The sequence below is a fragment of the Kribbella koreensis genome (genome assembly GCF_039525325.1).
GTDB lineage: Bacteria > Actinomycetota > Actinomycetes > Propionibacteriales > Kribbellaceae > Kribbella > Kribbella koreensis.
The window spans coordinates 79,275-100,407 of record NZ_BAAAHK010000022.1 but is presented as its reverse complement, the minus strand read 5'-3'; the positions used below and the strand labels follow the sequence as shown (position 1 = coordinate 100,407).

Annotated in this window: 19 protein-coding genes; 12 read left to right on the top strand and 7 right to left on the bottom strand. The window is 67.6% G+C overall.

The window, feature by feature from the left end; genetic code table 11:
- Nucleotides 1–51 precede the first annotated feature (51 nt).
- From ABD116_RS38345 to ABD116_RS38330, 4 genes are read left to right on the top strand one after another with little or no spacing between them, the layout of a single operon-like run.
- Complete coding sequence (locus tag ABD116_RS38345) at nucleotides 52–345, top strand: hypothetical protein (RefSeq protein WP_343982548.1); 294 nt, start codon at nucleotides 52–54, stop codon at nucleotides 343–345.
- Complete coding sequence (locus tag ABD116_RS38340; RefSeq protein WP_343982545.1) at nucleotides 345–1,145, top strand: hypothetical protein; 801 nt, start codon at nucleotides 345–347, stop codon at nucleotides 1,143–1,145. Before ABD116_RS38345 ends, ABD116_RS38340 begins: the two co-directional genes overlap by 1 nt.
- A gap of 19 nt (nucleotides 1,146–1,164) precedes the next feature.
- Complete coding sequence (locus ABD116_RS38335) at nucleotides 1,165–3,045, top strand: fumarate reductase/succinate dehydrogenase flavoprotein subunit (protein ID WP_343982542.1); 1,881 nt, start codon at nucleotides 1,165–1,167, stop codon at nucleotides 3,043–3,045.
- On the top strand, nucleotides 3,042–3,794 hold the full coding sequence (locus ABD116_RS38330; protein WP_343982539.1) for a succinate dehydrogenase/fumarate reductase iron-sulfur subunit: 753 nt from the start codon (nucleotides 3,042–3,044) through the stop codon (nucleotides 3,792–3,794). The genes ABD116_RS38335 and ABD116_RS38330 overlap by 4 nt, the downstream gene beginning before the upstream one ends.
- A gap of 60 nt (nucleotides 3,795–3,854) precedes the next feature.
- On the opposite strand, the gene ABD116_RS38325 is transcribed toward ABD116_RS38330, so the two are convergent.
- From ABD116_RS38325 to ABD116_RS38315, 3 genes are read right to left on the bottom strand one after another with little or no spacing between them, the layout of a single operon-like run.
- Nucleotides 3,855–4,901 (bottom strand): ABC transporter substrate-binding protein, encoded by a 1,047-nt coding sequence (locus ABD116_RS38325; RefSeq protein ID WP_343982536.1) that lies wholly within the window; start codon nucleotides 4,899–4,901, stop codon nucleotides 3,855–3,857.
- Between the two features lie 18 nt (nucleotides 4,902–4,919).
- Nucleotides 4,920–5,765, bottom strand: a complete 846-nt coding sequence (locus tag ABD116_RS38320) for an ABC transporter permease (protein ID WP_343982533.1) — start codon at nucleotides 5,763–5,765, stop codon at nucleotides 4,920–4,922.
- A complete protein-coding gene (locus tag ABD116_RS38315; RefSeq protein ID WP_343982531.1) occupies nucleotides 5,755–6,558 on the bottom strand; it encodes an ABC transporter ATP-binding protein in 804 nt (267 codons plus the stop codon). Before ABD116_RS38315 ends, ABD116_RS38320 begins: the two co-directional genes overlap by 11 nt.
- 174 nt (nucleotides 6,559–6,732) lie before the next feature.
- Here ABD116_RS38315 and ABD116_RS38310 point away from each other — a divergent pair, with 174 nt between their 5' ends.
- On the top strand, nucleotides 6,733–8,325 hold the full coding sequence (locus ABD116_RS38310; protein WP_343982528.1) for an ATP-binding protein: 1,593 nt from the start codon (nucleotides 6,733–6,735) through the stop codon (nucleotides 8,323–8,325).
- Entirely contained in the window at nucleotides 8,322–8,990 is a 669-nt protein-coding gene (locus tag ABD116_RS38305; RefSeq protein WP_343982525.1) for a response regulator, read from the top strand. The genes ABD116_RS38310 and ABD116_RS38305 overlap by 4 nt, the downstream gene beginning before the upstream one ends.
- On the opposite strand, the gene ABD116_RS38300 is transcribed toward ABD116_RS38305, so the two are convergent.
- Nucleotides 8,923–9,768 carry a deoxyribonuclease IV gene (locus ABD116_RS38300; RefSeq protein WP_343982521.1) on the bottom strand — a complete coding sequence of 282 codons (846 nt, stop codon included), beginning with the start codon at nucleotides 9,766–9,768 and terminating at the stop codon, nucleotides 8,923–8,925. The genes ABD116_RS38305 and ABD116_RS38300 overlap by 68 nt on opposite strands.
- A gap of 79 nt (nucleotides 9,769–9,847) precedes the next feature.
- Here ABD116_RS38300 and ABD116_RS38295 point away from each other — a divergent pair, with 79 nt between their 5' ends.
- From ABD116_RS38295 to ABD116_RS38275, 5 genes are all read left to right on the top strand, one after another.
- Nucleotides 9,848–10,423 (top strand): TetR/AcrR family transcriptional regulator, encoded by a 576-nt coding sequence (locus ABD116_RS38295; RefSeq protein ID WP_343982518.1) that lies wholly within the window; start codon nucleotides 9,848–9,850, stop codon nucleotides 10,421–10,423.
- A gap of 27 nt (nucleotides 10,424–10,450) precedes the next feature.
- The gene (locus tag ABD116_RS38290) at nucleotides 10,451–13,756 is read left to right on the top strand and encodes a multifunctional oxoglutarate decarboxylase/oxoglutarate dehydrogenase thiamine pyrophosphate-binding subunit/dihydrolipoyllysine-residue succinyltransferase subunit (protein ID WP_343982516.1); all 3,306 of its coding nucleotides are present in this window, start codon (nucleotides 10,451–10,453) and stop codon (nucleotides 13,754–13,756) included.
- A gap of 228 nt (nucleotides 13,757–13,984) precedes the next feature.
- Nucleotides 13,985–15,961, top strand: coding sequence for an ABC1 kinase family protein (locus ABD116_RS38285; protein WP_343982512.1), 1,977 nt, complete (start codon nucleotides 13,985–13,987; stop codon nucleotides 15,959–15,961).
- Between the two features lie 34 nt (nucleotides 15,962–15,995).
- Nucleotides 15,996–17,390: an MFS transporter gene (locus ABD116_RS38280; RefSeq protein ID WP_343982509.1), complete on the top strand. Its 1,395-nt coding sequence runs from the start codon at nucleotides 15,996–15,998 to the stop codon at nucleotides 17,388–17,390.
- Nucleotides 17,391–17,410: 20 nt separating this feature from the next.
- The gene (locus tag ABD116_RS38275; RefSeq protein WP_343982505.1) at nucleotides 17,411–17,698 is read left to right on the top strand and encodes a 4a-hydroxytetrahydrobiopterin dehydratase; all 288 of its coding nucleotides are present in this window, start codon (nucleotides 17,411–17,413) and stop codon (nucleotides 17,696–17,698) included.
- Nucleotides 17,699–17,744: 46 nt separating this feature from the next.
- Here the strand turns inward: ABD116_RS38275 and ABD116_RS38270 are convergent, their stop codons facing one another.
- A complete protein-coding gene (locus ABD116_RS38270) occupies nucleotides 17,745–18,287 on the bottom strand; it encodes a GNAT family N-acetyltransferase (RefSeq protein ID WP_343982502.1) in 543 nt (180 codons plus the stop codon).
- Between the two features lie 106 nt (nucleotides 18,288–18,393).
- On the opposite strand from ABD116_RS38270, the gene ABD116_RS38265 reads away from it, so the two are divergent.
- Complete coding sequence (locus tag ABD116_RS38265) at nucleotides 18,394–19,221, top strand: acyltransferase domain-containing protein (protein WP_343982499.1); 828 nt, start codon at nucleotides 18,394–18,396, stop codon at nucleotides 19,219–19,221.
- Here ABD116_RS38265 and ABD116_RS38260 read toward each other — a convergent pair.
- Entirely contained in the window at nucleotides 19,211–20,395 is a 1,185-nt protein-coding gene (locus ABD116_RS38260; RefSeq protein ID WP_343982496.1) for a polysaccharide deacetylase family protein, read from the bottom strand. The two genes, ABD116_RS38265 and ABD116_RS38260, sit on opposite strands and share 11 nt — an antisense overlap.
- 78 nt (nucleotides 20,396–20,473) lie before the next feature.
- Entirely contained in the window at nucleotides 20,474–21,112 is a 639-nt protein-coding gene (locus ABD116_RS38255; protein WP_343982493.1) for a DedA family protein, read from the bottom strand.
- Between the last annotated feature and the right edge of the window lie 21 nt (nucleotides 21,113–21,133).

Genomic DNA, 21,133 nt, shown 5'->3' with positions numbered 1-21,133 from the left:
AGGGCAAAGTGTGCCCATACTTACAGCGACAAAACCATCACTGGAGTCGGTATGGGTGACGGCAACAGCACCGTGGCAGCGGTGCAGCGCGCGCTCGAAGCGCTACACGCCAGCGTCGGCAAGCTGAGCCAGGAGTACGGTGACACCCTCGGCGTTCGCCGATTGGTGTCGGACGTGGCCAGGCTGAGTGACGACCTGGCCGAGCTCGGCCCTCCCGACCCTCATCACAGACCCGGACCCGTTCCGGAGGAACTCGAGGAGATCCCCGACGTGGAATACGACGCGTCCATGTGGACCGACGCGGAGCATGAAGGCTTCGGCGCCCCTGACCGGCGCGCTCCCTGATGGCGACCGGAGTTAGCGCGCCGGGTCGCGCACAGATCAAGCAGAAGACTCTACGAACCGATCGCTGGTGGCTCGCGCCGCTGCGGATCGGCGTGATCCTGGGCTTCTTCGTCGTCTACGCGACGGTCCGGATCTTCATGAACAAGTACTACTGGGTCGACGCGTACCACTACCTGACCCCGTTGTACTCGCCGTGCGTGACCTCGTCCTGCGTCGAGGGCTCGAGTCACCTGGGCACCTGGTTCGGGGACTTCCCCCGGGTCCTTCCGTTCAGCATCATCACGTTCGCCGTGCTGGCCGGCTTCCGCGGCACTTGCTACTACTACCGCAAGGCGGGCTGGCGTTCGCTGCTCATCGCCCCGGGCGCCTGCGCGGTGCCGGAGCCGCACAAGAAGTACAACGGTGAGCGCAAGTTCCCGATCACCGCGGTGAACCTGCACCGGTACTTCTTCTACGGCGCGCTGCTGTTCGGTCTGCTCAACGTCTACGACGGCACCCAGGCCTTCCACGGCAAGGACGGCGGCTTCGGCATCGGCCTCGGTACGCTGATCATCTGGATCAACCTGGTGATGCTGTGGATGTACACGCTGTCGTGCCACGCCTGCCGGCACATCGTCGGCGGCCGGCTGAAGAACTTCTCCAAGCACCCGTTGCGCTACCGGTACTGGACTTTCGTGTCGAAGCTGAACCCCAAGCACGGCACGTACGCGATGATCTCGCTCTTCACCGTGATCATCACCGACGCGTACATCATGTCGGTCTCGGCCGGCTGGTTCTCCGATCTGCGCTTCTTCAACTGATACGGACGTCTGAACACTTATGACTGAACTGGAACGACACCAGTACGACGTGATCGTGATCGGCGCCGGCGGCGCCGGTCTGCGGGCCGCGATCGAGGCCCGTGAGCAGGGCAAGCGCACCGCGATCATCTGCAAGTCGCTGTTCGGCAAAGCGCACACCGTGATGGCCGAGGGTGGCTGTGCCGCGGCGATGGGCAACGCGAACTCCAACGACAACTGGAAGACCCACTACGTCGACACCATGCGTGGCGGCAAGTTCCTGAACAACTGGCGGATGGCCGAACTGCACGCGCAGGAAGCCCCCGACCGGGTCTGGGAGCTGGAGACGTACGGCGCATTGTTCGACCGGACGCCGGACGGCAAGATCAGCCAGCGCAACTTCGGCGGTCACACCTACCCGCGGCTCGCGCACGTCGGCGACCGGACCGGCCTGGAGCTGATCCGCACCCTGCAGCAGAAGATCGTCTCGCTGCAGCAGGAGGACTTCAAGGCCACCGGCGACTACGAGGCCAACCTCAAGGTGTACGCCGAGTGCACGATCACCGAGCTGCTGAAGGACGGCGACGCGATCTCCGGCGCCTTCGGCTACTGGCGTGAGTCGGGCCGCTTCGTCCTGTTCGACGCACCCGCGGTCATCCTGGCCACCGGCGGCGTCGGCAAGTCGTTCAAGGTCACCTCGAACTCGTGGGAGTACACCGGTGACGGTCACGCCCTCGCGATGCGGGCCGGCGCGACGCTGATCAACATGGAGTTCATCCAGTTCCACCCGACCGGCATGGTCTGGCCGCCGTCGGTGAAGGGCATCCTGGTCACCGAGTCGGTCCGCGGTGACGGCGGGGTGCTGAAGAACTCCGAGGGCAAGCGGTTCATGTTCGACTACGTGCCGGACGTGTTCCGGGCGCAGTACGCCGAGACCGAAGAAGAAGCCGATCGCTGGTACAAGGACGCCGACAACAACCGGCGCCCACCGGAGCTGCTGCCCCGCGACGAGGTCGCCCGGGCGATCAACTCCGAGGTCAAGGCCGGCCGCGGCACCCCGCACGGCGGCGTCTTCCTGGACGTCTCCTCGCGGCTGCCCGCCGAGGAGATCCAGCGCCGGCTGCCGTCGATGTACCACCAGTTCAAGGAGCTGGCCGACGTCGACATCACGGCCGAGCCGATGGAGGTCGGCCCGACCTGCCACTACGTGATGGGTGGCGTCGAGGTCGAGCCGGACACCGCGCAGTCGTCGGTCAAGGGCCTGTACGCCGCCGGTGAGGTCGCCGGTGGCATGCACGGGTCGAACCGGCTGGGCGGCAACTCGCTGTCCGACCTGCTCGTCTTCGGGCGTCGCGCCGGAGCGGGCGCGGCGATGTACGTCGAGTCGCTCGGCGAGAACCGCCCGAAGATCTCCGAGGCCGACGTCGACGCGGCGGCCACGGCGGCGCTCGCGCCGTTCGAGCTCGAGGGCGGCGAGAACCCGTACACGATCCACCAGGAACTGCAGCAGTCGATGAACGACCTGGTCGGCATCATCCGCAAGGCCGACGAGATCGAGCAGGCGCTGGCGCGGCTGACCGAGTTCCGCGGCCGGATCGCGAAGATGACGGTCGAGGGGCACCGGCAGTTCAACCCGGGCTGGCACCTCGCGCTGGACCTGCGCAACATGCTGACCGTGTCGGAGTGCGTCGCGAAGGCCGCGTTGCTGCGCGAGGAGTCCCGTGGGGGTCACACCCGCGACGACTTCCCGGGCATGAACGCGGAGTGGCGCAAGGTGCTGCTGGTCTGCTCGCTGGAGAGCAGCGGCGACGGGGTGACCGTGGTCAGGAAGGACCAGATCCCGATGCGCGAGGACCTGCTGGAACTGTTCGAGCTGGACGAGCTGAAGAAGTACCTGACACAAGAGGAGCTGCCGGCATGAGTTATCTGGCGAAGTTCCGGGTCTGGCGTGGGGACAGCGACGGTGGTGACCTCGAGGACTTCGAGGTCGAGGTGAACGAGGGCGAGGTCGTCCTCGACGTCATCCACCGGCTGCAGGCGACCCAGACCCCGGATCTGGCGGTCCGCTGGAACTGCAAGGCCGGCAAGTGCGGCTCCTGCAGCGCCGAGATCAACGGCATGCCGAAGCTGATGTGCATGTGCCGGATGAACACGTTCGAGGAGGGCGAGACCGTCACGGTCACCCCGCTGCGGACGTTCCCGGTGATCAAGGACCTGGTCACCGACGTGTCCTTCAACTACCAGAAGGCACGCGAGGTGCCCGCGTTCGCACCGCCGGCCGACCTGAAGCCGGGCGAGTACCGGATGCAGCAGGTCGACGTGGAGCGCTCGCAGGAGTTCCGCAAGTGCATCGAGTGCTTCCTGTGCCAGGACACCTGCCACGTGATCCGGGACCACGAGGAGAACAAGGAGTCCTTCTCCGGTCCGCGCTTCCTGATGCGGATCGCCGAGCTGGACATGCACCCGCTGGACGCCGCGGACCGGCAGAAGTCGGCCCAGGACGACCACGGTCTCGGCTTCTGCAACATCACCAAGTGCTGCACCGAGGTGTGCCCCGAGCACATCAAGATCACCGACAACGCCCTCATCCCGATGAAGGAACGCGTCGCCGATCGCAAGTACGACCCGCTGGTCTGGCTCGGCAACAAGATCCGCCGCCGCGAAGGCTGAGCACGTAGTACAGGCAAAGGCCGCCCGTAGCCGAGAAGCTGCGGGCGGCCTTTCGCGTTGTCAGCTCTTGGCGGCGGTGGCGAACTCGGTGGTGTAGGTCTTGGTGATGTCGATGCTGTCCCTCTTCGGCTTGACCGCCGGGGAGAACTTGCCGAGCACCGCCAGCGCGTTCTCGGCGCCCTTGGCATCCATCACGCCGTTGGCCGTGAACATGCCCTTGGAGTCGTTGATCGACTTGACGTACAGCTCCTTGTCGGTGCCCGCGTAGTCGGCCGGCATCTTGGCGGCGATGGTCGCCGCGTCGTTGCCGGTGATGTAGGCCAGCGTCTTGACGAAGGCGTTCGCGAGCTTCTGTACGACGTCCTTGTGCGCGGCAACATAGTCGCACGCCATGTAGAGCGAGCTGGCCGGATACAACCCACCAAGTGCCGCCTTCGTACCCTGTTCAGTACGCATGTCGAGCAGGATCTGCCCGTCGCCGGTCTTGGTCAGCCGGGCCACCGTCGGGTCCGTCGTCATGCCCGCGTCGATGCCGCCGGAGTTCATCGCGGCGATGAAGGTCGAGTCGGCTCCGGCCTTCACGGTCGTGTAGTCGGCGGTGGCGACTCCGGCGTTGCCCGCCAGGTACTGGGTGAGGAAGTCGGTCGACGATCCGGGACTCGTCACGCCCAGCTTGCGGCCCTTGAAGTCGGTGGGGCTCTTGATCGTGCCGGCCTGGGCCTTGGAGACCATCTCCACCTCGCCCGGCACGTTCGCGAACTGGACGACGCTCTGCAGGCACTTGCCCTTGGCCTGCATGTCGATCGTGTGGTCGTAGAAGCCGACGACGCCCTGGGCCTGGTTGGCCAGCAGTGCCGTTTCGGCGGTGACGCCGGCCGGGGTGTCGACGAGCTCGACGTTGAGCCCCTGGTCCTTGAAGTAGCCGAGTTGCTCGGTCAGCTTGGCCGGCATGTAGATCACCTTGGCGGCGCCACCGACCATGATGGTCACCTTGTCCGACGACGAGCCCGGGCCGGCCGAAGTACCGGATTTGTTCTGGGTCTGGCAGCCGGTCAGGACGAGGGCTGCCAGGACCGGGACGGCGAGTACAGCAGGGCGGATCTTCATGGTTGTCTCCTAGGGAAGTCAGATGGCGGCGGCGAAGGATGCCTGGGCGGGTGGCCGCCAGCGCAGCAACCGCCGTTCGGCCAGGCCCAGGACGACCTCGGCCAGTAGTGCGAGCACGGTGGTGATGAGCATTCCGGCGTAGATGCCGGCCGCGTCGAAGGAGCCTTGGGCGGTGCTGATCAGCAGGCCCAGGCCGCGGGTGGCGCCGGTGTACTCACCGACGATGGCGCCGATCAGCGCGAACCCGAAGGCGGTGTGCAGCGACGCCAGGATCCAGGAGGTCGAGCTCGGCACCACGATCGACCAGAGCACCTGGCCCCGGCCGGCGCCCAGGATGCGCGCGTTGTTCACCAGGTTCCGATCGACCTCGCGAGCACCCTGGAAGGCGTTGAAGAACACCGGGAAGAACACCAGCACGAACGCTGTCGCGATCTTGGACTCCATCCCGAGCCCGAACCAGATCACGAACAGCGCGGCCAGCACGATCCGCGGTACGGCGTTGAGCGCCTGGATGTAAGGCGACACCACCTCGGCGAGCAGCCGGGCCCGGCCGAGCAGGATGCCGAGTACGACGCCCGCCAGCGAGCCGAGCACGAAGCCGGCCGCCGCCTCCTCCAGCGTGACGGCGATCTGCGCCCAGATGGAGCCCTGGGCCGTACCGTCGGTGAACCAGATGACGAGCTTGTCCCAGATCAGGCTGGGCTTGGAGTAGAAGAACGGATCGAGCCACAGGCTGACCGACAGTTCCCAGCCGCCGAGGATCACCAGCAGCAACAGCAACCTGAGCGAGTAGACGAGGGCCTTGTGCTTGCGCCGTACGACGACAGCGGACTGGACCGTCCGGGTGGGGGCTTTACGCAACACGGGTGGCTCCTGTCTGGCGGGCGATCGCGACCTCGTCGGACAGCGAGCTCCACACCTCGCGGTAGATCGCGATGAACGCGGGGGTCATCCGGATCTCCTCGACGTTGCGGGGCCGCTCGAGCTCGATCGGGAAGGTGTCCTTGATCCGGGCCGGGCTGGCGGTCATCACGACGACCCGGTCGGCCAGCGTGATCGCCTCCTCCAGGTCGTGGGTCACGAAGATGACCGCGGCGCTGGTCCCGGACCACAGATCGAGCAGCTCGTTCTGCATCAACGCCCGCGTCTGCACGTCCAGCGCCGAGAACGGCTCGTCCATCAGCAGGATCGAGGGCTCGTTGACGAGGGTCTGAGCCAGCGCCACCCGCTTGCGCATGCCGCCGGACAGCTGGTGCATGTAGTAGTCCTCGAACCCGGCCAGCCCGACCCGAGCGACCCAGTCCCGGGCCGCCGCCTCTGCCTGCTCCTTCGGCTTGCCTCGCCAAAGCGGGCCGGAGGCAACGTTCGCCAGGACGGTCCGCCAGGGCAGCATCGCGTCCGCCTGGAACATGTACCCGACTCCGTCCGGGATGCCCCGGACCGGCTGGCCGTTGACGGTGACGGTGCCCTCGGACGGCGGCTCCAGCCCCGACACCAGCGACAAGGTGGTGGACTTGCCGCACCCGGTCGGACCGACGACGGCCACGAACTCACCGGCGTCCACTTGCAGGGTGATGTCCTGTACTGCGGTGTGGGCGGTCCCCGCGCTGGTCAGGAACCGCTTGGTCGCGTGGTCGATGTCGACCAGGAAAGTCATGGAGCCTCCTACCTGTCGTCCAACCCGCCTGTGGTGTTACCGGCGGATGACAGCTCTGTTGCTCGAAAGGTAGGGAGGATCGGGCGGCAGCGGATCCCTTGCCGTCGTTACCCGCCCAATCCCCATAGTTCGCGTTCTGCGCATTCCGCTCACGAGCGGGTTTACGGTGGGCGGATGATGGCTCGATTGCGCGGGATGCGCTTCACGCGGCAGCTCCTGCTGCTGCAGATCGGCCTGGTCACGCTGGTCGTCGGGATCGGCTTCGGGCTGGTCGCCTGGCTGCTCGACCAGAGCCTGGAGCACCAGTACGAGCAACGCGCGCTCAACGTCGCCAGGACGGTCGCCGCCGAACAGCACCTGGGCGACCTGGTCCGCGACGGCGACCAGCCCGCTGTTCAGGAGATCGCCATCGCCGCCTCGCGGGCCACGGGCGCGCTGTTCGTCGTGGTGACCGACGCGCGCGGGATCCGGCTGGCCCATCCGACCCCCGACCAGATCGGCAAACCGGTCAGTACAGATCCGTCGGGCGCGCTGTCCGGGAAGGAGGTCGTGAACATCGAGCGCGGCACGCTCGGATTGTCGGCCCGCGGCAAGGTCCCGGTACGTGACACAGCGGGCGCGATCGTCGGGGAGGTCAGTGTCGGCTTCGACGCGGCCGACATCCGGCACGCCCTACTGGACCTGATCGGCGCGACCGCTCCCTTCGCCGTCGGCGCCCTCGCGCTCGGCGTCGCCGGATCCACCTGGCTGTCCCGGGTGCTGAAGCGCCGGACGTTCGGACTCGAGCCGGCCGATCTGGCCGATCTGGTCCGCGAGCGGGAGGCCGTCCTGCACGGTGTGGGCGAAGGAGTACTTGCCGTCGACACCGATCGCCGGGTGACGATGTGCAACGACGAGGCGGTCCGGCTGCTGGGTCGCCCGGTGCGGGCGGGGATGCCGTTGGACGACCTCGATCTTCCACCTCGGTTGAGATCCGTGCTGGACGGCGACCGGGCGGACAACATTCTGACCGTGGCCGGCGACCGGGTGCTGGTGGCCAACCATCGGCCGGTCAGCCGCGACGGCCGCGATCTGGGCAGCGTGCTGACGTTGCGGGACCGTACCGACCTCGAGCAGCTCACCAGCGAGCTGGACGCGGTACGGAGTATGACCGGAGCTCTTCGGGCTCAGCGGCATGAGTTCGCCAATCGCATGCATACGGTCCTCGGGCTGCTGCAGGCGGACGCTCAGGCCGATGCGCTGGAGTATTTGCGGGCCGTGACCCAGTTCCAGGAGGCCGATGCGATCAGTGAGTCACCGGCTGTCCGGTCTGCGACGATCCGGTCGTTCATGGCGGCCAAGACCGCTCGGGCCGCCGAGTTGGGCGTGACGCTGAAGTTGTCCGAGGCGAGTTGGGTCCAGCAGCGCCTGGTCGCCCCGGTCGAGGTCGTGACCGTGCTCGGCAACCTCGTCGACAACGCCTTGGACGCCGCGCATGTGTCGACCCGACGTCCTGGTGGAGTCGAGGTCGACCTGCTGTCCGACGGAACGCGGCTGGTGATCTCGGTGGCCAACACCGGTGACGGTGTCTCGCCCGAGCAGTCCGAGGCGATCTTCGTCGAGGGCATCTCCACCCGGGGCACCGATCGCGGGCTCGGTCTGGCGATCGCCCGGCAGACGGCTCGTGGACTGGGCGGCGACATCACCTTGGCCAATCCGGGCTGCGACGGCAGCGAGACGGTCTTCGTCGCCCAACTCCCCGACGTACTCGAGGAGGCCGGCGCATGATCGGCGTACTGGTGGTGGAGGACGACTTCCGGGTCGCGCAGGTGCACGCGCTGTTCGTCGCCCAGGTCATCGGTCTGGAGGTCGTCGGGGTGGCGCACACGGCGGCTGACGCGCTGCGGATTGCTGCCGAGGTGAAGCCTGATCTGGTGCTACTCGACAGCTATCTGCCCGACCGGCCAGGGATCGAGGTCGCGGCGGAGCTGAGCGCGGACATCTTCATGGTCACCGCGGATTCGTCGGCGACGTCGGTCCGCGCTGCCTTCGCTGCAGGTGCACTGAACTACCTGATCAAGCCGTTCAGCTCCGAGCAACTGACCTCGCGCCTGCGGGCGTACGTCCGCTACCGGACCCTGCTGGGTGGCCAACTGGAGGAACTGACCCAGCAGGCCATCGACCGCGCGGTGGATGCCCTCCACGACGCCGACCGCCCGCCGACGCCCAAGGGCCAGTCACCAGTGACTGCCCGGCTGGTGACGAGCGCCTTGCGAAAGGCCGGGGAGCCACGGACAGCGGCTGATCTGGCTTCGCAACTCGGTATCTCGCGGGCGACTGCTCAGCGGTATCTAGCCGCCCTGGTCGACGACGGACGCGCGGTCCTCAGCTTGCGGTACGGATCGACAGGACGTCCGGAGCACCAGTACCACTGGGCCTCCTCACGCTCTTGAGCAAGGCGACATCGCGCTGGTGAGTGGGCGTTTCGACCAGCATCGGTACTTCCGCCAGCACCGGATTGGCCAGGAAGGCTGCCAGGGTCGGCAGCCCGATGGTACCGGCGCCGAGCGATTCGTGCCGGTCACGGTGTGAACCACGGGGATCACGACTGTCGTTGACATGGACCAGTGCGACCGTACTCACCAGGTCATCGAGCAGGTGCGGGTCGGCGAGGTCTTCACCGGCCGCATGGAGGTGGCAGGTGTCGAGGCAGAGGCCGACCCGCTCGTCGTTCACAGCCTGCAGATACTCGACCGTGCCGGCGATCGTCGAGGCCATCGATTCGCCCGCGCCGGCGGTCGGCTCGATCAGCAGCCGGACGGACGGGGCCTGGTCAAGGAGCGGGCGGATCAGCTTGGGCAGGGCAGCCAAGGCCGTCTTACGTCTTCCTGGAGTGACCGACGAGCCGGCGTGGACGACGACTGCGATGGCACCGAGGTCTGCGGCTCGTTGCAGCGTCAGCTCAAGGGCGGCCAGCGAGCGGGACAGCACCAGCTCCGACGGAGCACCGAGGTTGATCAGGTGTGGAGCATGCACCACCACGGGTAGCGCGCGCTCGGCACACGCCGCCCGGAAGGCCTCGTCGGCAGCGGGGTCGGCCGCTCGCGGCGCCCAGCTCCGGGGGTTGCCCGCGAACAGCTGGATGATCTCGGCCCCGACCTCGTCCGCCTCACCCAGCCCGGTCTTCACCAGCCCACCCGCGACAGCCACATGGGTGCCGATCAGCGACATCGCTCTCCTTCCAGAACGGTTCGCTGCCAGCGTACCGGACTTTTTGACCTTGAGTTCAACAAGTGCCTACTATGGCCGCATGGCGATGGGCAGACCGATGAAGTTCGAGGCCGGCGAGGCGCTCGACAAGGCGGTCGAGGTGTTCTGGCAGCGTGGTTTCGCGGCGACCACTCCACAGGCCCTGGCCGACGAGCTCGGCATCGGCCGCGGCAGTCTCTACAACACCTTCAAGAGCAAACATCACCTGTTCAACCTGGCCCTGCACCGGTACTCCGCGAGCCGCATCACCGCCCTGGCAGCAGGACTCGAAGGCCCTGGCCCGATCCTGCCGCGGCTCCGTGAGGCGATGCGGACCCTGGCCGGCATCGGCGACCACCGCTACGGCTGCCTGATCGTCAACTCCGTCGCCGAGCTCGGCAGCACCGACGAGGGTGTCGCCGACGTCGCCAAGGACCTCTTCCTCCAGATCGAGCACACCTTCCGGGCCGCCCTCGAGCGAGCCCGGACCACCGGCGAGCTCACCCGGGATCGCGCACCCTCCGACTCCGCGAGCGCTCTACTGGCAGCCGTCATCGGCACCAGCGTGCTGGCCAAGTCCGGCGCCGACCCCACCCAGCTCAACCGCATTCTCGACGCCGCCCTCAAGGACGTCTGAAACCTCAACGAAAGAAGGCGATCGGCCGTGACGGCCATTGTCACCGGACCTGAGTCCGGGACCGAATCACCCCTGCGCGGAACGGCGAAGGCCCTGGCTGCCCATATGACGAGCAGCCTGACCGTGCCGACCGCGACCAGCGTCCGTACGATCGCGGCCAAGCTGATGATCGACAACCGGATCGTGATCAACAACCACCTGCGCCGCAACCGGGGCGGCAAGGTCAGCTTCACCCACCTGATCGGCTGGGCGCTGATCCAGGCAGTGAAAGCCAACCCGGTGCTCAACACGTACTACGACGAGTCGGACGGCAAGCCGGTCGCGGTGACGCCGGCACACGTCAACCTCGGGATCGCCGTCGACCTGGTCAAGCCGGATGGCAGCAGGACGCTGGTCGTCCCCAACCTGAAGGGGGCCGAGAGTCTTGGCTTTCAGGAGTACTTGGCGGCCTACGAAGTACTGGTCGGGAAGGCGCGGGCCAATCAGCTGACCGTTGACGACTTCGCCGGAACGACGATCTCGCTGACCAACCCCGGTGGAATCGGGACAGCGCACTCGATGCCGCGGCTGATGAACCAGCAGGGCGCTGTGATCGGGGTCGGGGCGCTGGAGTATCCGGCGCAGTACCAGGGTCTGAGCCCAGCAGCCCTTGCGGACCTGGCGATCGGGCGGACCGTGACGCTGACCAGCACCTACGACCATCGGGTGATCCAGGGTGCGGCGTCCGGCGAGTTGCTGCGGACGATCGACGAGTTATTGGCCGGGGGCAACCAGTTCTACGAGGACATCTTCACCGCGTTGCGGATCCCCTACGCGCCGATCCAGTGGGCGCGCGACATCCACGTCGACGAGGCGAGCGCGGTCGACAAGACGGCTCGGGTGCAGGCGTTGATCAATGCGTTCCGCGTGCGTGGTCATCTGATGGCGGACACCGATCCGCTCGAGTACGTGCAGCGGTCGCATCCGGATCTGGAGCTGTCCGGGCACGGGCTGACGTTCTGGGATCTCGATCGCGAGTTCGTCACCGGGGACTTCGGCGGCGCGGAGCCGACGATGTCGTTGCGCGACATTCTCGGCGTACTCCGCGACGCCTACTCCCGCACGGTCGGCGTCGAGTACATGCATCTCCAGGACCCCGCGCAACGACTCTGGTTCCAGGAACGGCTGGAGCGGCCGTATACGAAACCGGAGCACGACCGGCAACTGCGGATCCTCGGCAAGCTCAACGAGGCGGAGGCGTTCGAGACGTTCCTGCAGACCAAGTACATCGGTCAGACCCGGTTCAGCCTCGAAGGCGGTGAGTCGGCGATCGCTCTGCTCGACGCGCTGCTGGGGGGAGCCGCCGAGGCCGGGCTGGACGGCGCCGCGATCGCGATGGCGCACCGCGGCCGGCTGAACGTGCTCACCAACATCGCCGGCAAGACGTACGCGCAGGTGTTCCGCGAGTTCCAGGGCACCGACGACGTCGACGGGTCGGGCGATGTGAAGTATCACCTGGGCACCGAGGGCGTCTATCGCGGCGCTCGGGGGGAGGAACTGCCTGTCGTCCTGGCGGCCAACCCGTCGCATCTGGACGCGGTCGACGGCGTGCTGCTCGGGATCGCGCGGGGCAAGCAGGATCGTGGGTCTTCGACGCTGCCGATCATCATCCACGGCGACGCCGCGATGGCGGGGCAGGGAATCGTCGCCGAGACCGTGCAGATGTCGCGGCTGCGGGGGTACACGACCGGCGGCACGATCCGGATCAACCTCAACAACCAGGTCGGCTTCACGACGTTGCCGTCCCACGCACGGAGTTCGGTCTACGCGACCGACGTCACCAAGGCGACGCAGACTCCGGTCTTCCACGTCAACGGCGACGATCCGGAAGCGGTGGTGCGCGTTGCGGAGCTGGCGCTCGCCTATCGGCAGGAGTTCCATCGGGATGTGGTCATCGACCTGGTCTGCTATCGGCGGCGTGGGCACAACGAGGCCGATGATCCGTCGATGACGCAGCCGCGGATGTACGCGTTGATCGCGAGCAAGAAGAGTGTGCGCACGCTCTACCTCGAAACGCTCGTCGGGCGCGGTGACATCACGCGGGCCGAGTACGAGCAGGCCGACCACGACTTCCATGCCCGGCTCGATCAGGCCTTCGCGGAAACACGTGAGACCGCCGGTATCGAGAGCACCCAGGTAGTCGACGTACAGACTGGTACTACACCTGCAGTATCGGAGGACATGATCCGGGCGATCGGGGATGCGTTCGCCAACTTGCCAGCAGGGTTCACAGTGCATCCCAAGCTCGGACAGCTACTGGCCAAGCGGCAGGAGATGAGCAAGGCCGGTGGGGTCGACTGGGCGTTCGGGGAGTTGCTCGCATTCGGGTCGCTGCTGCAGGAGGGGACGCCGATCCGGCTGGCCGGGCAGGACTCGCGCCGGGGGACGTTCGTCCAGCGGCATGCGGTGCTGCATGACCGGGTCACCGGGCAGGAGTGGGTGCCGTTGGAGAAGCTCGGTGCGTTCTCGGCGTACGACTCGTTGCTCAGTGAATACGCGGCGATGGGCTTCGAGTACGGGTATTCGGTTGAGCGGCCGGATGCGCTGGTGGCGTGGGAGGCGCAGTTCGGGGACTTCGCGAACGGCGCGCAGATCGTCGTCGACGAGTTTCTCTCGTCGGCCGAACAGAAGTGGAACCAGCGGTCGTCGCTCGTACTGCTGCTCCCGCACGGCCACGAAGGGCGTGGGCCCGATCACTCGTCGGCCCGGATCGAACGCTTCCTTCAGTTGTGCGCCGAGAACAACCTCACCGTCGCACAGCCGTCGACGCCTGCCTCCTACTTCCACCTGCTCCGCCGGCAGGCACACGAGTCGTCGACGCCGCTGATCGTCTTCACGCCGAAGTCGATGCTCCGCACCCGCGACGCGACCAGCTCGATCGCCGACCTCACCGAAGGCCGCTTCGAACCGGTCATCGACGACCCCCGGATCACCGACAAGTCGTCCGTCCAACGAGTCCTGGTCGTCTCCGGCAAGCTGTACTACGAGTTGCGGCACGAACTCGAGAAGACTTCAGACCAGGCCGTCGCGCTGATTCGACTCGAGCAGTACTACCCACTCCCGGCGACCGAACTGGCTGAGGTCCTCGACTCCTACCCGAACGCCGAGCCGTTCTGGGTGCAGGACGAACCGCGCAACCAAGGTGCCTGGACCTTCCTCCACTCGGAGCTCAACCCACTGCTGACCAGGCCGCTCCAGGTCGTCTCGCGTCCTCGCTCAGCGGCGCCGGCCACCGGCTCGGCCAAGAAACACACCGAAGAGCAGGCGAGGTTGATCAACGAGGCCTTGCACTGACCCAACAGCAGCCTCGGCCGCAATCAGGGTCGGCCGGGGCCGCCCGGACTGTGTAGGTCCGGGCAGGCGGGTTCCTCGACGCCCGCCATCCGGTCTCCCCGCCCAGCCCATACCGGGCGGGGAGACCGCTCCCAGCGCCCACCCGCCGCGGCGATCTCACCTGAGCGATGGTTGCCCTCCCCCGCGTGGGTGAGGTGGGTGGACGGTTCGGAGCTCTAGGGTGCGGGCATGGACGTGGCGTTGGTCGGGCTGGTCAATATCGGCATCTTCATGTTCTTGTTCGTGCCGGTATCGCAACGGTTGCTGGGGGTTCGGTTCGGGTTGGGGCGGCTGGCGATCGGTGCCGCGCTGACACTCGCGCTCGCCGGCCCGCTGGCGAAGGCGGTCTCCGGACCACCGCCGTGGACCGGGTCGAACGGCGCGGCCTTCGCCCTGCTGGCGTTGACGGCGTTGTGCTCGATGCTTGCCGGACTCATCTTCCTGGTGCTGGCCGAGGCGCTGGTCCCGACCGGATCGTTGCCCAGGGCCCGTGATCTGCGGCGGGACCTGGGCGGCAAGCTCGCCCGCACCCGGCGGTACCTCCAGATCCTCCGGATCGCGATCAAGCACGGCCTCGGCCCGTACCTGCGCGGTCGCCGCCGCCCCGGCCACGAGAACGCGGCCGGTCAGGCCGATCTCGCCCGATCGCTGAGGCTCGCCCTCGACGAGGCCGGCGTCACCTTCGTGAAGCTCGGCCAGGTGCTGTCCACCCGCAGTGATGTGATCCCGCCATCCGTCGCGCTGGAGCTCAGCCGCCTGCAGGACCAGGTCTCCCCCGCGCCGTGGAGTCAGATCGAGTCTGTACTCACTGAAGAACTCGGCGCGCCACCGCAACAGGTGTTCGCCGACTTCGCCACCGAGCCGCTCGCCGCCGCCTCGGTCGCTCAGGTCTACACAGCCAACCTCGACGGCGTACCGGTCGTCGTAAAGGTTCAGCGCCCCGGTATCGCGTCCGTCGTCGAGCGGGATCTGGACATCGTCCAGCGGCTGGCGCGATTGCTCGAGCGCAACACCGACTGGGGCCGGTCGATGGGCGTGCGCTCGCTCGCGACCGGGTTCGCCGACGCGATGCGGGAGGAGCTCGACTTCACCGTCGAGGCGGGCAACATGGCCAGCGTCGCGGCCGGCAAGTCGGTGGTGGGCAACCGCGACATCGTCGTACCGGAGTTGTACCCCAAGTACTCCACCCGCCGGGTGTTGACCATGCAGCGTCTCGACGGGATCGGCCTCGGAAGCGCCGCCAAGTCGATCGCCGAGCGCGGGCTGGACGCGGCCAAGCTGGCGAAGGTGCTGTTCGACTGCCTGCTCGGGCAGGTCGCGATCGACGGCGTGTTCCACGCGGATCCGCACCCGGGCAACTTCCTGCTGCTCACCGACGGCCGGATCGGCATGCTCGACCTCGGCTCCGTCGGGCGACTCGACCCGTCCACCCGCGAGTCGTTGCAGCGGTTCCTGCTCGCCGTCGACCACGGCGATCCGGTGGCCGCGACCGACGCGCTGCTGGAGATCGTCTACCGGCCGGACGTCATCGACGAGCAGAGCCTGGAGCGCGCGGTCGGGCAGTTCATGGCCCGGCATCTGGGCGCCGGCGCGGCGATCGGGCCGGCCATGTTCAACGACCTGTTCAAGATCATCACGACGCATGAGCTGGGCGTGCCGCCGGAGGTCGCCGCTGTCTTCCGTGCACTGGCGACCGTCGAGGGCACGATCGCACGGATCTTCCCCGCCTTCGACCTCGTCGCCGCGTCCCGCTCCTTCGCGGCCGCCCGCGTCACCGACCGGCTCGCGCCCGACGCGCTTCGCCGTACCGCGACCGAAGAACTGGCCACCTTGCTACCGATGCTCCGCAGGCTCCCGCGCCGCATCGACCGGATCGCCGCCGCCGCGGAGAGCGGCCGCCTCGGCCTCAACGTCCGTCTCTTCGCCGACGAACGCGACCGCCGCCACCTGACCGGACTGCTCCACCAGGCCTTGCTCGCTGTCCTCGGCGCCACCGCCGGCCTGATGGCAGTGCTCCTGCTCGGCACGCCAGGTGGCCCCAAGGTCACCGACACCGTGACTCTCTACCAGCTCTTCGCCTACAACTTGCTGGTCGTCTGCGCGGTCCTGGTACTCCGTGTCCTCGTCCTGGTCTTCCGGTTGCCCGACACCCGTTCCCGCCATTGACCTCAAGCGAACTTTAAGTTCAACCATGGGGCCCATGTCTGCGACCGAGGTCCCCACGAAACCGCCGCGACTGTTCAGCGGGCCACATCTGCCACTGGTGTTCGGCGCTGTCGCGCTGGTCACGCTGGGTGCGTTCGAGAACCGCGCGGTCGGGACCGCGTTGCCGACGATGGTCCGGGAGTTCGACGCGCTGGGCCTGTTCGGGCTGGCGAACGCGGCTCCCAACGCGAGCTACCTGGTCGCGCTCGCGATCGCCGGTCAATGGGCCGATCGTCGCGGGCCGATCCCGGCGTTGCGGGCCGGCGCGATCGCTTTCGCTCTGGCCCAGTTGCTCGTCGGTACCGCGCAAGGGATGCCGATGGTGGTGGCCGGACGGTTGCTGAGCGGCCTGGCGGAAGGGCTGCTCGACGTCGCGTTGATGGTGCTCGTCGCCCGGACGCTTCCCGCCGTACTGCGCCCGCGGATGTTCTCGTTGTTCGCGGCGATGTGGATCCTCCCGTCGGTGGCCGGTCCGGTGCTGACCGGGTTCGTGACCGAGCAGGTCGGCTGGCGCTGGGTGTTCCTCGGCGCGGTCGCGCTGCTCGTGCCGAGCTGGTTCCTGCTCCAGCCGGCGATGCGGCTCTCCAAGCGGACGCCCGCGCCTGAGCGGAGTACCGAGGATGCCGCGGCCCTGACCGCGTGGCGGGCGGCGATGCCGTGGGCGTTCGGTGCGTCCGTCGCGCTCTTCTCGATGACGCTGGCGGGCGATCAGCTGGAGCGGCACCATTTCCTTGCAGGGTTGACGATTCTGGTGAGTTTGCTGGTGCTAGGCGTCGCTGCGGTCCGGGTGATGCCGGCCGGCACCTTCGTACTCCGGCGCGGGTTTCCTTCGGTCGTCGCAGTACGGGGACTGACCGGCGCGGCTTTCGCCGGAACCGGCGCCTATCTACCGCTGCTGCTGACCCTGCGGTACGACTTCAGCCCGTCGCACGCAGGCGTCACACTGTCGATCACCGGCATCAGCTGGGCCTTCGGCTCTTGGCTGCAAGGCCGCGACCACGGCATCCAGCGAGTGACGGTACTCCGAACAGGCCTGACCCTGATGACGGTTGGACTGGCCGGCACGTCGCTCCTCGCCTGGACCGACGGCCTCATCTGGCTCGGTCTGATCGGCTGGACGGTCGCCGGCATCGGCATGGGGCTCAGCTCGTCCAGCCTGTCGGTGCTCACCCTCGGCCTGTCCGACGACAACAACTCCGGCCGCAACGTCAGCGCCGCGCAGATGGCCGGCACGATGAGCATCGCCACCGCGCTCGCCGTCAGCGGCACCCTGCTCGCCCTCGAGGCCGACGCCCCGGGCGCCTGGGTCTTCGGCGCCATCATCGCGACGAGCGCGGGCCTGGCCCTCGCCGCGCTTGGAGCCGCAAACCGTATCCGTACCAAACAGTAAGTAGGACTAGAGTGTGGCTCATGTCTGAGCTGCTGACCGATGACCAGATCGATGCCGCGTTGCGCGACCACCTGCCGGAGTGGAAGGTCGTGGACAACGCGCTGGTGCGCAGCGTGAAGAAGGACTCGTTCATGGACGGCATCCGGCTGGTCGCGACCGTCGCCCAGCTGGCCGAGTCGATGAACCACCACCCCGACATCGACATCCGCTACACCACGATCACCTTCCGGGTCACCAACCACGAGGCCGGCGGCCTCACCGACGACGACCTGGTCCTCGCCCGCCACATCGACACCGCCGCAGGCTGACCCGCGCACCCTCTACCGCAGCTCAGCCGGAGCCGGCCTGCGCCGGTCAGGCGGAGCCGAAGGACGCCGCGTCCGGCCACGCCATGCGGAAGCCGTTGGGCTCTCCGTTGAGGCGGGCCGGATCGCCGCCGGGCGGTGCCACCGGCGCGGTCTCCACATGCTTGGCTCCGACCGCAATGTAGAACTGCTGCGCCGCAACGTTCTGCTCCAGCACCCACAGATACATCGCGTCGCCCCGCGCCTGCTCGACCACAGCCCGCGCCGCCCGCGCCAGCAACTGCCTGCCGATCCCACCCCGCTGCTGCCTGTGATCCACATGCAGGTTGTCGACCAGGCTTCCCCACACCGGGTCGAGATCGAACATCACATGCACGAACCCGACGAACTCCCCATCAACCTCCGCGACGATCGTCGCCGTCCCCTCCGGATCCCCCAGTCGCTTCGACCACACCCCTACCCGCTCCGCGACCAGCTCCCCATCGAGGAACGCGTCAGCGAACGCCCCGCGATAATGCCGCCGCCAACTGTCCGCGTGCAGCCTTGCGACCTGCTCGGCATCGCCGGCATCCGCCGGCCGGAACTCAACCATGGATCCGATCCTAGGGACCGTGAGCCCGCCGCCCGCCGCCGTCTTGGCGGGCGGACTGGCGGGAAATGGCGGGGACTCGTAACTATCCAACGACTACGGTTGGGGCGTGACCACCGTTGAGGAGTACCGACTGCTGGGTTTCACCGATGCCGATCGGGAGGACGCGGAGAAGTTCGAGGCTGATCCGGTCGTCGTCGCGGAGCTGGCCGGGCAGATCCGGGCCGCGATCGGGACGTTCCCGGCGGAGGGTGAGTCCGTCAAGATGCCGGACGACCCGCGGAACACGGTGGCGGCGCTCCTGGAGACGCTGCCCGACATCAGGCGGTACCACCAGCAGCGCGGCATCAGCGACGAGATCAGCTGGGCGACCCTGGCCGACCTCGGCAAGCAGTTGGACGTCCATCGCCGCACCTTCGGGGAGTACGGGCTGGCCACGCACTGGTGGCTGGGCATCCACTGGACCGGGATGATCTTCGCGCTCGGCCGGCTGCAGTTCATGCTCCACCAGGTGCCGGACAGCAACCCGGTGCCGGGGACCGAGCCCGGCGAATGGGTGATCGGCGTCCACATCCCGGAGACCGGCCCGCTGACACCCGAGGCGATCGACGACAGCTTCGCGCAGGCTCGTGAGTTCTTCCCGCGCGTCTTCCCGGAGTACCCGGTCAAGACCGCGACGCTCGGCTCCTGGCTGCTCGATCCGTACCTGCTCGACAACCTGCCGCAGGACTCCAACATGGTTCGCTTCGGCCGCCGCTTCACCCCGTACGGCGTACCGCGCGACTCGCAGGACAGCGCGATCTTCTTCACCTTCCGCAGCCATGACCTCGACCACCTGGACGACTTCCCGCAGGACACCACCCTGCAGCGCCTGATCGTCGCCCGCATCAAGGCCGGCGGCACCTGGCAGAACGCGTTCGGCTACCTCAGGCTTTAGGTACGCCGTACCGGGTCAGCCAGTTGACCAGTTCGATGTTGGAGACGCAGCGGACGTCCTGCTGCGTGCAGGTCTCCTGGACGAAGCTGGTGAGCGCATCGGAGTACACGCTGTTGTTCCAGCGGTTGAAGTGGTTGCCGAGGAACAGCGGCGGGTTGCCGCCCGCCCGGGAGCGGGCCAGCGCCATGCGGTAGGTGGCGAGCACCTGTGCCTTGAGGGCGGGCGCATGCGCAGCCGGTGCCTCATGCGCCTCTGTCTGGCTGTACCAGAGGTTGTAGTCCATCGTCAGCGTGTTCTTGTGCGTGCCCGCGAGCTGCACGGACTGCAGTGGGAAGTTCCACAGCCCGTCCTCCTTCTTCGGCCAGGCGATGTAGCCGGGCTCGGAGGCGTCGTACAGCATCCCGCGCTGCTTCATCACTGCCCGGTACGCCGGCCTGTTGCCCTCCAGGCATGGAGTTCGCATCCCCTTGACCGTGCTCGGATCGAACGGCGGCGCGAGCGTCTTGCCCGCGGCCACGGTCGGGCCGGTGCGCACCATCGCGTCGAAGGCGGTCAGCTCCTTGGTCCACTGCGGGCCGGTCCAGCGGTCGATGCCGTCCTTGCCGCAGAAGTGCCCGTTGGCGTGCGTACCGATCTCGTGGCCCTCGGCGATCGCCTGGCGCAGTACGACCGCCCGGCGCAGGATCTTCTCGGGATCGCCCCAGCCGATGTCGGACGAGCCGGGCTTCTTGTACGGCGGCTTGTAGTTGGTCTTGTGCGACTGCGGGTAGAGGTACGGGCCGGACAGGAAGAACGTCATCCGGGCGTTGACCTGCTTGGCGACGGCCCGCCAGTGCGCCCAGAGCGGCAGATCGCCGGCGCCGTCGAACGAGATGACCACGAACAGCGGTGGCTTGCCGTTCCTCAGCGTCTTCGGGAACCTCCGCGTGACCGGCGCGGCGGCCGGGGCCTTCACTCCCGGCGGAAGCGTGGTCGACGGATCCGGCGTCACGCTCGGTGTATGGCTGGGGGTGTGGCTCGTGGGCGGCTTGCTCGGCTTCTTGGTCGGGGTTTTGGTGGGCGCAGACGGGTTGCCGCCGGGTGCAGCCCCATCGAGTGGGACGTCGGCACAGCCACCGACCAGTGCCGCCATCACGACGGTACAGGTCAGCAAACGCAGTACTGCGGGCCTCACCACGCCTCTACTGACGCACGGACCGCCGCCCGGGTTGGCCGGGGACACGCGTTCGCGCGGAAAGCGAACGGTTGATCGTTACCCGGCTGTGACCTTCGCCGCCGCCATCGCCTTGCGCTTGTTGGCGACCCGGCGGGTGGTCTCGATCACCAGGCCGATGGTGAAGGCCAGGCTGAGGCTGAAGGCGAGCGCCTTGAGCGAGTCGTGCGCGAACGCGTCGCCGCCCAGGTAACCGAGCAGCGCGACGTAGGTGTAGGCGATCGTCACGCCGGCGATGGTGAACAGGATGAACTTGCGGAACGAGTACGCCGTGGCGCCCGCGGTCAGCGTCGCGACCATCCGCGCGCCCGGGATGTAACGCACCGTCATCAGGATCAGCCCGCCGCGTGAGTGCAGCGCCTTGGAGACCTTCTCGAAGATCCGTTGTCGCTTCTCCTGGCGGCGCATCCAGCGATGCAGCGCGGGACCGGAGCCCCGGCCGAGGAAGTAGCAGACGGACTCGCCGATGACCGAGCCGACCATCGCGGCGACGATCACCAGCAACAGGTTCTGGTGGCCGGCGGCAGCCGCCATCCCCGCGGTGACGACCAGACCCTCACTCGGAACGACCGGGAAGACGGCGTCGACGGTCGCGGCCACGAACAGCACCAGGATCAGCCAATGCGAAGCCATGGCGATCCCGAGGAGGTGCCGCGCGGCTTCCATCAACTCTGTCACCCCAGGAAGCATGCCATCAGA